Annotated in this window: 12 protein-coding genes; 10 read left to right on the top strand and 2 right to left on the bottom strand. The window is 70.4% G+C overall.

Annotated features, from left to right (window positions below; all coding sequences use genetic code 11):
* The first annotated feature begins 15 nt into the window (after positions 1–15).
* The 7 genes from AB1285_RS08665 (at position 16) to AB1285_RS08635 (ending at position 8,288) form a co-directional block, all read left to right on the top strand.
* Positions 16–912: a F0F1 ATP synthase subunit gamma gene (locus AB1285_RS08665; protein WP_187663821.1), complete on the top strand. Its 897-nt coding sequence runs from the start codon at positions 16–18 to the stop codon at positions 910–912.
* 26 nt (positions 913–938) lie between these two features.
* A complete protein-coding gene (gene atpD, locus AB1285_RS08660) occupies positions 939–2,393 on the top strand; it encodes a F0F1 ATP synthase subunit beta (protein WP_187663822.1) in 1,455 nt (484 codons plus the stop codon).
* Between the two features lie 2 nt (positions 2,394–2,395).
* Positions 2,396–2,656: a F0F1 ATP synthase subunit epsilon gene (locus AB1285_RS08655; RefSeq protein ID WP_370428769.1), complete on the top strand. Its 261-nt coding sequence runs from the start codon at positions 2,396–2,398 to the stop codon at positions 2,654–2,656.
* Between the two features lie 75 nt (positions 2,657–2,731).
* Positions 2,732–3,478, top strand: coding sequence for a YaaA family protein (locus tag AB1285_RS08650; RefSeq protein WP_370428770.1), 747 nt, complete (start codon positions 2,732–2,734; stop codon positions 3,476–3,478).
* Positions 3,479–3,614: 136 nt separating this feature from the next.
* Entirely contained in the window at positions 3,615–4,424 is an 810-nt protein-coding gene (locus AB1285_RS08645) for a large exoprotein (RefSeq protein WP_370428771.1), read from the top strand.
* 243 nt (positions 4,425–4,667) lie between these two features.
* The gene (locus AB1285_RS08640) at positions 4,668–5,465 is read left to right on the top strand and encodes a PP2C family protein-serine/threonine phosphatase (RefSeq protein WP_187663825.1); all 798 of its coding nucleotides are present in this window, start codon (positions 4,668–4,670) and stop codon (positions 5,463–5,465) included.
* Between the two features lie 57 nt (positions 5,466–5,522).
* A complete protein-coding gene (locus tag AB1285_RS08635; RefSeq protein ID WP_370428772.1) occupies positions 5,523–8,288 on the top strand; it encodes an FtsK/SpoIIIE domain-containing protein in 2,766 nt (921 codons plus the stop codon).
* 31 nt (positions 8,289–8,319) lie between these two features.
* On the opposite strand, the gene AB1285_RS08630 is transcribed toward AB1285_RS08635, so the two are convergent.
* On the bottom strand, positions 8,320–9,315 hold the full coding sequence (locus AB1285_RS08630; RefSeq protein WP_259953683.1) for an asparaginase: 996 nt from the start codon (positions 9,313–9,315) through the stop codon (positions 8,320–8,322).
* Between the two features lie 84 nt (positions 9,316–9,399).
* On the opposite strand from AB1285_RS08630, the gene AB1285_RS08625 reads away from it, so the two are divergent.
* A complete protein-coding gene (locus AB1285_RS08625) occupies positions 9,400–9,897 on the top strand; it encodes an OsmC family protein (RefSeq protein WP_370428773.1) in 498 nt (165 codons plus the stop codon).
* Between the two features lie 9 nt (positions 9,898–9,906).
* On the opposite strand, the gene AB1285_RS08620 is transcribed toward AB1285_RS08625, so the two are convergent.
* Positions 9,907–10,686, bottom strand: coding sequence for a lysophospholipid acyltransferase family protein (locus AB1285_RS08620; RefSeq protein WP_259953685.1), 780 nt, complete (start codon positions 10,684–10,686; stop codon positions 9,907–9,909).
* Between the two features lie 124 nt (positions 10,687–10,810).
* Here AB1285_RS08620 and AB1285_RS08615 point away from each other — a divergent pair, with 124 nt between their 5' ends.
* Both AB1285_RS08615 and dxr read left to right on the top strand, forming a co-directional pair.
* Positions 10,811–11,773, top strand: a complete 963-nt coding sequence (locus AB1285_RS08615) for an FKBP-type peptidyl-prolyl cis-trans isomerase (protein WP_187663830.1) — start codon at positions 10,811–10,813, stop codon at positions 11,771–11,773.
* Positions 11,774–11,815: 42 nt separating this feature from the next.
* Positions 11,816–12,898: a 1-deoxy-D-xylulose-5-phosphate reductoisomerase gene (gene dxr, locus AB1285_RS08610; protein ID WP_187663831.1), complete on the top strand. Its 1,083-nt coding sequence runs from the start codon at positions 11,816–11,818 to the stop codon at positions 12,896–12,898.
* The last annotated feature ends 6 nt before the right edge of the window (positions 12,899–12,904 follow it).

Here is a 12,904-nt window from a genome sequence, read left to right as displayed (position 1 = left end):
GTGAGGTACTGATTCATGGGCGCTCAACTCAGGGTCTACAAGCAGAAGATCTCTTCTGCTCAGACGACCAAGAAGATCACGAAGGCGATGGAACTCATCGCGGCTTCGCGCATCCAGAAGGCGATGGCACGCGTCAAGGCGTCCACCCCCTTCGCGCGGGCCGTGACGAGGGCCGTGTCCGCCGTCGCGACGCACTCGAACGTCGACCACCCGCTCACCCGCGAGCCCGAGACGATCCGCCGCTCCGCGGTCGTGATCTTCTCGTCGGACCGCGGTCTCGCCGGAGCCTTCAACTCGCAGATCCTCCGTGAGGGTCTCGAGGTGGCGGAGCTCCTGCGCGAGCAGGGCAAGGAGCCGGTGTTCTACCTCGTGGGCCGCAAGGCCGTCGGGTACTTCCAGTTCCGTCGCATCGCGGCCGCTGCAGAGTGGACCGGCGACACCGACACCCCCTCGTTCCACACGGCGGAGGAGATCTCGCAGACGCTTCTCGAGGCCTTCAACCGTGGCGGCGAGGACGGCGGCGTCGACGAGATCCACCTCGTGTACAACCGCTTCGTCAGCATGATGACGCAGTCGCCGGAGTCCGTGCGCCTGCTGCCGCTGGAGATCGCGGAGGCCGACGACTCGGAGGCGGGCAGCACCGTCTACCCGCTGTACGAGTTCGAGCCCGACGCCGAGACGGTGCTCGACGCGATCCTGCCGGTGTACATCCAGAGCCGCGTCTTCAACGCCCTCCTGCAGTCGTCCGCCGCCAAGCAGGCCGCGACGCAGAAGGCGATGAAGTCGGCCAGCGACAACGCCGACAAGCTCATCACCGACTACACCCGCCTGCGCAACAACGCGCGTCAGGCCGAGATCACCCAGCAGATCGCCGAGATCGTCGGTGGCGCCGACGCTCTCGCATCGAGCTGACAGACCCTCAGGAAAGAGACGAAGAAATGACCACCACCGCCACGGCTGAGCAGCCGGCGACCGCGGTCGTCGGGCGCGTCGCCCGCGTCAACGGTCCGGTTGTCGACATCGAGTTCCCGCACGACTCGATCCCCGACATCTACAACGCCCTGAAGACCACCATCGTGATGGGCGAGGAGTCCACCGAGATCACGCTCGAGGTCGCGCAGCACCTCGGCGACGACCTGGTCCGCGCCATCGCCCTGAAGCCGACCGACGGCATCGTCCGCGGTCAGGAGGTGCGCGACACCGGTGAGGCCATCTCGGTCCCCGTCGGCGACGTGACCAAGGGCAAGGTCTTCAACGTGATCGGCGAGGTGCTGAACCTCGAGCCCGGCGAGACCATCGAGGTCACCGAGCGCTGGCCGATCCACCGCAAGGCCCCGAACTTCGACCAGCTCGAGTCGAAGACGCAGATGTTCGAGACGGGCATCAAGTCGATCGACCTCCTCACCCCGTACGTGCTGGGTGGCAAGATCGGTCTCTTCGGTGGTGCCGGTGTCGGCAAGACCGTCCTCATCCAGGAGATGATCCAGCGCGTCGCGCAGGACCACGGTGGTGTGTCGGTGTTCGCCGGTGTCGGTGAGCGCACCCGTGAGGGCAACGACCTCATCCACGAGATGGAGGAGGCGGGCGTCTTCGACAAGACCGCCCTCGTCTTCGGCCAGATGGACGAGCCGCCGGGGACGCGTCTGCGCGTCGCCCTGTCGGCTCTGACGATGGCGGAGTACTTCCGTGACGTGCAGAAGCAGGACGTGCTGCTCTTCATCGACAACATCTTCCGCTTCACGCAGGCCGGTTCCGAGGTCTCCACGCTGCTGGGCCGCATGCCCTCCGCCGTGGGTTACCAGCCGAACCTCGCCGACGAGATGGGCCTCCTGCAGGAGCGCATCACCTCGACGCGCGGTCACTCGATCACCTCGCTGCAGGCGATCTACGTGCCGGCCGACGACTACACCGACCCGGCCCCGGCCACGACCTTCGCGCACCTCGACGCGACGACCGAGCTCTCCCGTGAGATCGCGTCGAAGGGTCTGTACCCGGCCATCGACCCGCTGACCTCGACGTCGCGCATCATGGACCCCCGCTACTTGGGCGAGGACCACTACCGCGTGGCCACGACGGTGAAGCAGATCCTCCAGAAGAACAAGGAGCTGCAGGAGATCATCGCCATCCTCGGTGTCGACGAGCTCTCCGAGGAAGACAAGATCGTCGTGTCTCGTGCACGTCGCATCCAGCAGTTCCTCTCGCAGAACACCTACATGGCGAAGAAGTTCACGGGCGTCGAGGGCTCGACCGTGCCGCTGAAGGAGACCATCGAGTCGTTCGATGCGATCACCCGGGGTGACTTCGACCACGTCGCCGAGCAGGCCTTCTTCAACGTCGGTGGCATCTCCGACGTGGAGGAGCGCTGGGCGCAGATCCAGAAGGAGAACGCCTGACCATGGCGCTGCATGTCAGCCTCGTCTCCGCCGACGCGGAGGTCTGGACGGGAGAGGCGAGCCTCGTCGTCGCCAAGACCGTCGAGGGCGAGATCGGCTTCATGTCCGGTCACGAGCCGGTGCTGGCCATCCTCGCCGAGGGTCAGGTCCGGATCACCCAGACGGATGGCGCCAAGGTGCTGGCGAACGCGCAGGACGGCTTCCTCTCCATGGAGGGCGACCTCCTGACGATCGTGGCCGGCAACGCGGCACTCATCTCCTGACAGTCCTGTACATCGCGTCCGCCTCGACACCCGCCCGGGTGTCGAGGCGGACGCGTCTCTTTCCCCTGAGGTCCCATGAAGATCCTGCTTCCGCCGTCCGAGACCAAGCGCGAGGGCGGTGACGGCGGCCCGCTGGATGTGCCCGCGCTGGCACTCCCGGACCTCACACCGCAGCGGACCGCCGTGATCGACGCTCTCGTCGCTCTCGCCGCCGATGAGGACGCGAGCCGGCGCGTGCTGAAGCTGAGCGATCGGCAGCGGGGGGACATCGCGCACAACCGTGTCATGAGGAGCGCGCCCACGATGCCCGCGGTGGACCGCTACACCGGTGTACTGTTCGACGCCCTCGACGCGGCGTCGCTCTCGACCGCCTCCCGTCGCTGGCTGGACGCCCACGTGTGGATTCACAGCGCTCCGTTCGGCCCGGTCGCGGCCCTGGACGCGATCCCGACCTATCGCCTGGCAGCCGGCACCACGCTTCCGGGGATGCCGCCGCTGCGTCGCCACTGGGCCGATCCGACGGCGGCGGCGATCGCGGCCGATGCCCCGGCTTTCGTGCTCGATCTGCGCAGCGAGGCGTACGCGGCACTCGGACCCGTGCCGGCCGGGGTGCCGTCCGTGTACGTGCGGGTCGTCACGGCGCAGGGGAGGGCGCTGAACCACTTCAACAAGAAGTCCAAGGGGCTGCTCGTCCGGGCACTTTCCGAGGACCGGCCGCGTCTCGGCTCGCTCCGTGGGCTGCACCGGTGGGCGCGGGCGCACGACGTCGTTCTGCGGGAAGGCGCCGCACCGGGGGAGATCGAGCTGGTCGTCGCCGACTGACGGTCCCGAGGCCGGCGAATCGCCCCCGGCGGTCGTTGCCGCCCCCTGGGCGCACCGCTACCATGTCCAATGCGAGGCGGGGAGTCTCGTGGCGGGGGACGAGAGCCGTCTCCCCTGACCAGAGAATGTGAGCCTCATGGGTTACGACGACTACGGAGCGGGCTATCTCGGCCTGCTCTTCGCCTACTTCTTCGTCATTCTGCTGATCGCGGTCGCCGGGTACGTCCTGGTGTCGCTCTTCTACATGAAGATCTTCCAGAAGGCCGGCGTGCAGGGCAACTGGCGTGCCTGGGTGCCCGTCTACAACATGATGATCTTCTTCAAGCTCGGTGACCTGAGCCCGTGGCTCGTCCTGTACGGCATCGCCGGCACGGCCCTGCTGAGCTGGATCGGCATCGGCTTCCTGTTCTCGCTCGCGCTCTCGGTGCTCTCGGTCATCGCCGCGTGGCGCGTGGGCCTCAAGCTCCAGAAGGACGCCGTCTGGGTCGTCCTCTACGTCTTCCTCTCCGTCGTCTGGCTCGGTATCAACGCGTTCGACAAGTCGCGCTGGAACCCGAACATCCAGCCGGCCTCCTGGGCGGGTAACGGCTTCCTCGGCGACCGCACGGTGTGGGACGGCATTCCCGTCCAGCCGGCAGCGGCCGCCCCGCAGCAGGGCTACGGTGCGCCGCAGGGATATGGGGCACCGCAGGGCTACGGCACCCCGCCGCAGGGCTACGCGCCGCCGACGCAGGCGTACACGCCGCCTTCGGCACCCGGCTACGCGCCGCCCGCCGGCCCCACCGCCCCGGCGACGGGTGCGCCGATCCCTCCGGTGCCGCCCACGACGCCTCCGGCGCCTCCCGCGGCTCCGCCCACGACGCCTCCGGCCCCGCCCGCGGCTCCTCCCGCCGCTCCTCCGGCTCCGCCGACCACACCGAACGATCCCACGCAGCCGCCTGCGTGACGACATGAGGAGAACCCCCGGTCTTCGGATCGGGGGTTCTTCGCGTCCGTGGCTCCTCCGTGTCCCCACATGCCGCTAACGTGGAGACATGGACTCGTCGCAGCGGAGGGAAGTCGTCCCTCCTCCCGTCGCCCCGCGCCCCGTCCACCGCCATCCCGGTGCGGTCCCGAGGAGCGAGTTCCACTACGATGTGTGAGTATCCTGCGCCCGCCCCATCCGCCGCAGGTCCATCGGAGGCAGTTCGTGGCTGAGACCAAGACGCACACCCTCACGGTTGCGCATCGTCCGTTGCGGCTGTCCTGGGCCGGCGTCACCGACCAGGGGCGCCGCCGGGAGACGAATCAGGACGCCCTCCTCGCCGAGTACCCGCTCTTCATCGTCGCGGACGGCATGGGAGGTCATGCCGGCGGGGAGATCGCGAGTCAGAGCACAGTCGCGCGCCTGCGGGCGATGGTCGATGCCGACGACGTCACCCCCTCCGCGATCGAGAAGGCTCTCGCGCTCGCGGTAGACGACATCGCCGAGCACCCGGACACCACCGACGAGGGGACCGGCACCACGCTCACCGGCGTCTACCTGGACGAACAGGGAGACGAGCCGCACTGGGTGGCACTGAACATCGGTGACTCGCGCGTGTACCTGCTGCGCGACGACCGGCTGCTGCAGGTCACGACCGATCACTCCGTCGTGCAGGAGCTCATCACCGCCGGCAAGCTCAGTCCCGAAGAGGCGGAGGGCCACCCGTACAGCAACGTGATCACCCGCGCGGTCGGTGCGAGCGAGCTCACGGCGCCGGACTACGTCACCATCGACGTGCGGCCGGGCGACCGTTTCGTCATCTGCTCCGACGGTCTCACGAAGGAGCTCACGGACTACGGCATCCAGCACTTCCTCCGCGCTCATGCCGACCCCGCGGAGAGCGTCGACGCGATGCTCGCGGCGGCCCTCGACAACGGAGGGCGCGACAACGTCACCGTGATCGTGCTGCAGGTCGACGATCCCGAGGATCCTTCCTCCCCACCCGCGGACTCGGGGGAGTAGCGCTCCGGACCCTGTGGAGAGGCCCTATCCGCCCCGGCGGTGAGCTCCACTGGAGGCATGCACTCCTCGCCCCTGGTCCTCCCGTCCGCCATGGCGCCGGCCCGGCGGCGCCCGCTTCCCCTCATCGCCGCCGTCGTCCCCGTGGGAGTCGGTCTGGCTCTCTGGTTCACGACCGGTGCGCTGCATGCGCTCTGGTTCGCGGCTCTCGGGCCGCTGATGCTGGGCGCGTCGCTCCTCGACGCAGCCCGCGGACGTCGTCGCGAACGGCGAGCCGAGGTGCTCCGGATGGACGCCGCATGGGCAGAGGTCGAAGCCCAGCTGCACCGCCGCCACGCGGAGGAGCGCGCAGACGAGGAACGTCGTCACCCGGATGCCGCCTCGTGTCTGCGCAGCCGCCCGTTGCAGGATGCCCGGCCGCCCGACCACGACACTCCGCTCGTCGTGGGACGCGGATCCCGGGTCAGCACCGTGCGCTGCGAGGGCGGTGACGACGAGCGCACCGCTGCGTTCCGCCGCCGGTGCGGTGTCCTGGAAGACGCGCCGCGGGTCGTCCTCCTCGGTCGAGGAGTATGCCTGCGGGGCCCGCAGCCGCTCGCCAGGGCCGCCGCACGTGCGCTCGTCGTCCAGCTCTGTCTCCGCTTCTCCCCGACTGTGCTCTCCCTCGTCGGCGACCCGGCGCGGGACGGGGCGCTGGCGGGCTTCCCGCACATGCAGCAGGCGCGACGCGGTGGTTTCCGGCTCGCCCTCGCAGAGGAGGCCGCATCGGCCCCGAGCGCCGATGCGGTGATCTGGACCCTGCCGACCGGTGCGGACGTTCCTGACGGCATCACGACGGTGGTCGACATCGTGGAACCCGGTGCGGCGACTCTGCGCACCCCGGACGGCGAGGACGGGGTGGACGTCGAGTACCTGTCGTCGGCGCAGGCGACGGCGGCCGCCGAGCTGTGCGGCGGGAAAGGGTCCGCGACGGAGGCGACCGGGGCGGCGGTGGCGCTCCGGGACCTTCCGCAGCCACCGGTGGGCCCAGGCCTCCTCGTGGCGCTCGGTCGCGGAGCACACGATGCCCCGGTGATGGCCGACATCGTCGAGGACGGCCCGCACGCGATCGTGACGGGGATGACGGGGACAGGCAAGAGCGAACTCCTCATCACATGGGTCGCCGCCGTCTGCGCGGGGTACGGGCCGGAGCGGGTGAGTGTCCTCCTCGCGGACTTCAAAGGAGGGACGGCCTTCGATCGCCTGCGTGAGCTGCCGCAGGTCGTCGGCGTCCTCACGGACCTCGACGAGACGGAGGCGCGGCGCGGCGTCGCCAGCCTGGCCGCAGAGATGCGCCGCCGTGAGGGTGCCCTCGCGGCGGCGCAGGCGCGCGACGTGCGTGAGACCGACCTTCCCCGACTCCTGATCGTCGTCGACGAGTTCGCCGCCCTGCTGCAGGAGCACACAGAGCTGGCGGCGGTGTTCACCGACGTCGCGGCGCGGGGGCGCGCCCTGGGCATGCACCTGGTCCTCGGCACGCAGCGCGCCGCCGGGGTCATCCGCGATGCGCTCGCGACGAACTGCCCGCTGCGGCTGAGCCTGCGCGTCGCCGAGACTTCTGACAGCAGGGCGATGCTCGGCACCTCCGGCGCCGCCGAGCTTCCCGGCGGAGCGGAGGGCCGAGGCCGTGCGCTCCTCCGTCGCCCGCAGGACGACGAGCCGCTGCCGGTGCGCATCGCCCTCACCGATGACGACGTCATCCGACGGATTGCGCAGCGATGGGCGGGAGCGCCGACGTCTCCACCTCCGTGGCGACCCGCTCTCCCGACGCGCCTCCCGCTCGACGCGCTGCTGACCGCTCGGGCAGGGTCCGCGCCTTCGGAAGCCGGGCCCTGCCTGGTGCTCGGACGCGCTGACGAGCCCGAGAATCAGGCGCAGCCGCTGGAGGTTCTGCATCCTGGCCGCGACCGCGGGCTCGTGGTCCTCGGCGCCCCGGGAACGGGGCGGACGACAGCCTTGCGTGTGATCGCGGCGCAGCATCGCCACAGCGGGTGGTTCCCGGATGATCCCGAAGCGGCCGTCGACCTGCTCGCCGCGTGGGTCGAGGGCGGCACGGCGCCACCCGACGTCGTGCTCGCGGATGATCTCGATCTGCTCCACGCGCGCCTGCCTCTCGACGTCGGCCACGAGTTCGTCCAGCGGTGGGAGCAGCTGGTGCGATCATCGGCCACCGTCACCTGGGTGCTCGCGGCCGGTCGGGCGACGGGTCCGCTGGCCCGCGTGCTGGAGGCACTCCCGCGTCGGGCCCTGCTGCGGATGCCGACCCGCGTCGAGCACATCGCCGCGGGCGGCGAGGTCGCTCACTTCCGACGCGATCGTCCGCCGGGGAGGGCCGTGTGCGGAGAGCGGGAGATGCAGTTCGCCTGGGTCGAGGGTCCCGGGGTGGAGTCGCGCTCCGGAGAGCTGCGGGGGAGCACGCCGGTGTGGGTGCCGCAGGCGGAGATCACGGCGTTGGTCACCCCGGGCGTCGTCGGCGTCGTCGCGGCGTTGGCGGCCGCGCATCCCGACTGCGACGTACAGGCGGTGGGTCCGGAGGTGAGGGGAACGGGGCGACCGCTCGTGCTGGTGGGCGATGCCGAGAACTGGCAGCGTCAGTGGGCACTGTGGCAGCGGGTGCGATCGCAGGGGGAGGTGCTCATCCGGGCGGAGCGGCCCGGCGAGCTCCGCCAGCTCGTCGGCATCCGCGCTCAGCCGCCGTACGCGCGACCGGACGCCGGGCGGGCCTGGTCCGTGATCGGAGACCGCCCTCCCCGGCGGGTGGTCCTCCCGGCGCTGGACCGGCGATGACGGTCAGCGGCACGGGGACGACGAGGTCGGGTCAGATGCCCGCACCCGGACGGATCGCGCCGACGTTCGCGCCGCCTCCGAGCACCGTGAGCGGCAGGGAGTCGGCCAGTCCGGTCACGTCGGCGTCGCTGAGCCCGCCCGCGCGTGCCAGCAGCGTGGCGGCCACGATCGTGGACGCGCGTGCGCCGCCGTCGAGCATCTTCAGCGCCACCGTGGTCCCGTTCGGGGCGACCATCACCATGACACCCTCCGCGCCGCCCTTGGCGAAGACCCCGAGCCGTTCGATCGCGATCGTGTCAGGGCGCCCGGGGCCGTCGATGGTCCAGGGGTTCTCGCGCACCGCCTTCACCAACGAGCCCGCCACGCGGTGCAGCGCGAAGGGGGAGCGCTCGGAGGCGGTTCCGATGCGGTGGATCGCGCGGGCCAGTCCGGTGAGGCTGAGCGCGTACACGGGGGCACCGCAGCCGTCGATCGCGGTGTGGGCCATCTTCTCGCCGGTCAGCCGGGCGATCACATCGCGGATGTGCGCCTGGAGCGGATGCGAGGGGTCGAGGTAGCCGTCGGTCGGCCACCCTGTCGCGACGCAGGCGCGGAGCATCGCGGCGTGCTTGCCCGAGCAGTTCATGCGGATGCGCGCCTCCTGGCCGTGCTCGCGCACCATCTCATCGCGGGTCGCGGAGTCGCTCGGCCAGGCGGGAGGACACGCGAGGTCGTCCTCGTTGAGGCCGCCCGCGGTGAGCATCTCGCGCACGACCTCGGCGTGCCGATCGGTGCCGGAATGGCTCGCCGTCGACAGCGCCAGCTGCTCGCCCTCGAGTACCGCACCGGCGGTGAGGCAGGCGACCGCCTGCAGGGGCTTCAGGCTGGAACGGGGGAGGATCAGCGCATCCGCATTCCCGTGCCGCGCGACCACCTCGCCCTCGGGGGAGAGCACCACGGCCGCCCCGGCGTGACGCGACTCGATGAACCCGCTCCGCTCCACGACGGCGAGCTCGACGGAATCCTGAACGGTGAGAGTCTCCAGCACCCGACAACTCTACCGGCGGGTCCGGCCCAGCCTGGTCGGGTGCCGAGTCGGCGCCGTGTCGGCCGCACCTGGCAGACTGAGCGCATGCCAGAGCAGACGACTCCGCGGTCCCTCGGCGAGCATCGCTACGCCCTCACCTCCACCTGGACCGGCAACACCGGATCCGGCACGAGCGGCTACCGGGACTACCGCCGCGATGTCACGATCGAAGTCGCGGGCAAGCCCGAGCTGCTCGCCTCCTCCGACAAGCCGTTCCGCGGCGATCCGGCGCGGTGGAATCCGGAGGATCTGCTGCTGGCCTCGCTCTCCGAGTGCCATCTCCTGTCGTACCTGCACGCCTGCGTGACGGCCGGAGTGGTGGTCGTGTCCTACCGGGACACCGCGAGCGGCCTGATGCGCGAGAGCGGCGCCGGCGGCGGTTCCTTCGTCGAGGTGCTGCTGCGCCCGGAGGTCGTCGTCGCCGAGGCCTCGATGATCGAGGCGGCCGAGCGCGCGCACGCTCAGGCGAACGAGTGGTGCTTCATCGCCAACTCGGTCAACTTCCCCGTCCGGCACGAAGCGACGGTGACGGCCGCCGGCTGAACGGACTCCTCAGCGGCGTTCGTGCGGGAGCGCCTGCTTGATCTTCTCGATCGTGTTCTGAGCCGGCGCCTCGTTGTAGGTGCCCGCGAGCTCCTGTCCGGAGAGCGCGTGGATCGCGGCCATGATCTCGTCGGTCGCGAGCCGGCGCGCGCGGCCGCTCGTGGCCGGTCCGTGCGGCGACAGATCCAGGGGCTCGCCGAAGCGCACGGTGATCCGCTCGGACAGCGTGGGCATCTTGGCGCCGACCGGCATCACCTTGTCGGTGCCGATGAGTCCCACGGGGACGACGGGTGCTCCCGTCTGCAGAGCGAGGAAGGCCACGCCCGTGCGGCCCTTGTACAACCGGCCGTCGGTGGAGCGGGTGCCCTCAGGGTAGAGCGCGACGGCGAGGCCCTCGTCCAGGAGCTGACGCTGCAGGTCTAGGGCGTCCAGCGCCGCCTGGCCGGCGCCGCGGCGGACCGGGATCGCACCGATCGCCTCGAAGAACGTCTTGGACGCCCAGCCCTTCATGCCGGTGCCCTCGAAGTAGCTCGACTTGGCGAGGAAGTGCACGGGACGCGGAGCCGCCACCGGGATGGCGATGGAGTCGATGAACGACAGGTGGTTGCTGGCGAAGATCACCGGGCCGGTGGTGGGGACGTGCTCACGTCCTTCGATACGCGGCCGGTAGACGAGCCGGGCGAGCGGGGCGATGAGGCTGCGGCCCAGCGTGTAGGTGAAGCCGGCGTGCCGGGGCTTCGGGGAGTCCTCTGAGGGGGTTTCGGGGTCCACGGACTGCTCAGAGCTCATCAGAGCAGGCTACTCCCGGATCCATGCCGACGTGGGAATGAAGACTCGCGCCGCCGCTTCCCAGCGCGAGCAAAGGGCGATGAGGCAGGATGGAAGCTCCCGCCCGCGATCGTGAGGTCTTCCTGTGCGCACCCGTCCGCTGCTCGTCCTGTCCACCGTCGCTGCGGCGACCCTGCTGCTGGCGGGATGCTCCGGGAACGGCGATCCGCAGAGCACCTCCTCTCCGGACGCTTCCGGGTCGAGCCAGTGCCTTGTGAACGCGAAGGCCGGCGACACCTCGGACGCCATCGAGGTGGACGGCGAAGGTCTCGACGCCAAGATCACGGTTCCCGCCGATGCGGAGTTCGCGAACGTCGAGCGGACCGTCGTGTCCGAGGGCGAGGGAGACGACCTCGCGGCGAACGACCTCGTCTCCGTCCAGTATCAGATCGTCGATGCCGCCAGCGGCGACGTGGTCGACTCGTCGGCGCGCGGCGAGGACGGCACGCTCCCCGTGCTCCTCGACCCGAACCAGTCGTCGCTGTTCGTCGCCGCGCTCGAGTGCGAGCCGGTCGGATCCCGCGTCGTCCTCGCCATCCCCGGCAGCGCGCTCGGTGAGGGGCAGAGCAACATCGTCGTCTACGCGGAGGCCGTCGACCGGCTCCCCGAGGTCGCCTCCGGCAAGGAGGTCGAGCCGACCGCCGGCATGCCCGAGGTCGAGCTCGACGACGATGGCAAGCCGTCCGTCACGATCCCGGACGGCGATGCGCCGACCGAGACGAAGGTCTCCGTCCTCAAGCAGGGCGACGGCGCAACGGTGGCGTCCGGCGACCTCGTCGTGGTCCAGTACCTCGGGGTGAAGTGGTCCGACGGCGAAGAGTTCGACTCCAGCTGGAGCCGCGATGCGGCCCCCGCCCAGTTCCAGACGACGGGAGTCGTCGCCGGGTTCCAGAAGGCGCTCGAGGGTCAGAAGGTCGGTTCGCAGGTTCTCGTCGTCATGCCGCCGTCCGATGGCTACGGCGCGAGCGAGGGGCACGAGCTGCAGGACGAGAGCCTCGTGTTCGTCGTCGACATCCTCGCCACGACTCCGGTCCAGCCGCAGCAGTAGCCGCGGCCCGGGAGAGCCGGCGGCGTGTCCTAGGCTGGCGTCATGCGTCGCGTCATCATCCTCGGCTCCACCGGTTCCATCGGCACGCAGGCGCTGGATGTGATCCGCGCCAATCCGCGACGCTTCGAGCTCGTCGGTCTCGCCGCGGGGTCGAACGCCACGATGGTGGCCGAGCAGGCGGCGCAGTTCCAGGTGGAGCACACGGCTCTCGGCGCGGTCGAGGCGGAGCAGCTGGTCCGCGACGTCGAAGCCGATGTGGTGCTGAACGCCATCACCGGCTCGATCGGTCTCGGCTCGACGCTCGCTGCGCTGGAGGAGGGGCGGACCCTCGCGCTGGCGAACAAGGAGTCGCTGATCGTCGGCGGTGATCTCGTGCTCGCCGCCGCGGCACCCGGGCAGATCGTCCCCGTGGACTCCGAGCACTCCGCGCTCGCCCAGGCCCTGCGCTCCGGCACACACGATGAGATCCGCCGTCTGGTGGTCACGGCCTCGGGTGGCCCGTTCCGCGGCAGGTCGCGCGACGAGCTCACCGGAGTGACCCCGGAACAGGCGCTGGCGCATCCGACGTGGAACATGGGTCGCACGGTCACCACGAATTCGGCGACCCTGGTCAACAAGGGGCTTGAGGTCATCGAGGCGCACCTGCTGTTCGACGTGCCCTACGACGACATCGACGTCGTCGTGCACCCGCAGTCGATCGTCCACTCCATGGTGGAGTTCGTCGACGGCTCGACCATCGCGCAGGCCTCGCCGCCGGACATGCGTCTGCCGATCTCGCTGGGCCTGGACTGGCCGCACCGCGTGGGCGGTGTGGGCCGTCCGCTGGACTGGACCACGGCGACGTCCTGGACCTTCGAGCCGCTCGACGACGACGCCTTCCCCGCGGTGGCGCTCGCAAAGGCCGTCGGGCGCGCCGGAGGCACTTTCCCCGCCGTCTACAACGCCGCCAACGAGCAGGCCGTGGACGCGTTCCACGAAGGGCGCCTGCCGTTCCTCGGCATCGTCGACACCGTGCAGCGGGTCGTCGACGCGCACGACGCTCCGGACGCGTTGACCGTGGAATCGCTCGCGGCGGCCGAGGACTGGGCGCGGCGGAAGGCCGACCAGCTCATCGCCGCCGTCTGACGCGGC

It is taken from the genome of Microbacterium sp. NRRL B-14842, assembly GCF_050470785.1.
The sequence above is the reverse complement of the archived record's forward strand: the minus strand, read 5'-3'. Positions and strand labels throughout refer to the sequence as shown.